Annotated in this window: 2 protein-coding genes; both read left to right on the top strand. The window is 63.4% G+C overall.

The window, feature by feature from the left end:
• Positions 1–230 precede the first annotated feature (230 nt).
• Complete coding sequence (locus tag EN991_RS35640; RefSeq protein ID WP_013532647.1) at positions 231–1,127, top strand: LysR substrate-binding domain-containing protein; 897 nt, start codon at positions 231–233, stop codon at positions 1,125–1,127.
• A 120-nt stretch (positions 1,128–1,247) separates the two neighbouring features.
• Positions 1,248–1,537 (top strand): ATP-binding cassette domain-containing protein (locus tag EN991_RS35645; protein WP_127370481.1); only part of this gene is annotated, 290 nt, incomplete at its 3' end.

Consider the following 1,537-nt stretch of genomic DNA (forward strand, 5'->3'; position numbering starts at 1 on the left):
ACATACCAGGCGGCGGATTGATATTCCCGCCACGCGGTCTCGCCGTAATCGAAGATGATGCGTGTCCACGCGGACAACAACGGCTGGATGCCGTCGAGACAGGCAAGGGCGGTTGCTTGCGCCGAGGTGGCCACCGGTTTCTCCATGGCATGAGAAGAAAGCAGTGAAGCGGTTCGCTAAAAAGTGATATGTTTTCCCGGTTCGTGCAAATTCGGTTCACCTGAGGCTCCTTGCGTATACCATCCACACAAGCGCTGCGTGCGCTCGACAGCTTCGCCCGCCATGGCAGCGTCTGGCGCGCCGCTGACGAGTTGCACCTGACCCGCAGCGCCGTGAGCCATCAGCTTCGTCTGCTGGAGCGCGATCTCGGCTTCGACCTGCTCGAACGCATCGGCAAGGGCGTGGCGCTGACGCCGCGCGGCCAGCGCTACGCCAGCGACGTGCGCAAGGCGCTCACCGTTTTGGGCGATGCGGTGACGCGGGACGCCGGCACCGGCGTCGGCGGCTCGTTCGCCGTCAGTTGCACGCCCGGCTTCGCCTCGCTGTTCTTGTGCACCCATATCGGCGAGTTCCGGCAGATGTATCCTGACGTGGCGCTGCGCATCCTGACGCCGCGCCGGCTCGACGATGTCAGCAACGCAGATGCCGATGCCTTCATTGCGTTTGGTGTCGGCAATTGGCCGAACCGGGCGGTCGAGCCGCTCTGCGAAATCTCGTTCACGCCGCTCTGCAGCCCGACGCTGCTCAACAAGGTCGGCGGGTTTTCCCGGCCGTCGGACGTGCTACGCGCCAACCTGCTGCATCTCGACGACACCGAGGATTGGGCGCGCTGGCTGGCGCTGTCCAAGGTGGAAAACCCCGACATCGAGGGTGGCATCTTCTTTTCCGATATGAACCTGGTCTTTTCGGCGGCGATTGCCGGCCAGGGCATCGCCATGGGCGACGAACTGACCAGCCGGCGGGCGCTGAGCGAGGGCCGGCTGGTCAGGCCGTTCGACATCGCGATCAAGTCGCCACGCTCCTATTTCCTGGTCTCCGAACACGCCAAGGCTTCGCATCCGGTGCTGGAAGCGTTCGCGGGATGGCTGCGGTCGAAACTCCAGGAGAACCGCATTCTGCCGTATTGAGGGCAAGGCGGCGCCATCTCGCCATAGATGAATGGAATTTGCCGATCACGCGAAAACTATTCGGTTGCGGTGAGCCGGCACCCTGCCTACGATTTCGACAAGCGTTAGGGAAAGGGCAGTATGCAGCAACCCGGCCGTGCCGCAGAGATCAAGGCAATCGGGATCGGCAAGAGCTTCGGCTCGTTCCGTGCGCTGGACAATCTGTCGCTCAATATCGGCCGTGGCGAGTTCCTGACCCTGCTCGGGCCGTCGGGTTCGGGCAAGACCACCTTCCTGATGATCCTTGCGGGCTTCGTGCAGCCGACCGAGGGCAAGCTGTTCAGCGACGGCGTCGACATCACCGACCGACCGGCAGAGCAACGGGCCGCCGGCATGGTGTTCCAGGGCTACGCGCTGTTCCCGCATATGAG

The sequence above is a fragment of the Mesorhizobium sp. M7A.F.Ca.US.005.03.2.1 genome (genome assembly GCF_003997795.1).
In the GTDB taxonomy this organism is placed as follows: Bacteria; Pseudomonadota; Alphaproteobacteria; order Rhizobiales; family Rhizobiaceae; genus Mesorhizobium; species Mesorhizobium ciceri.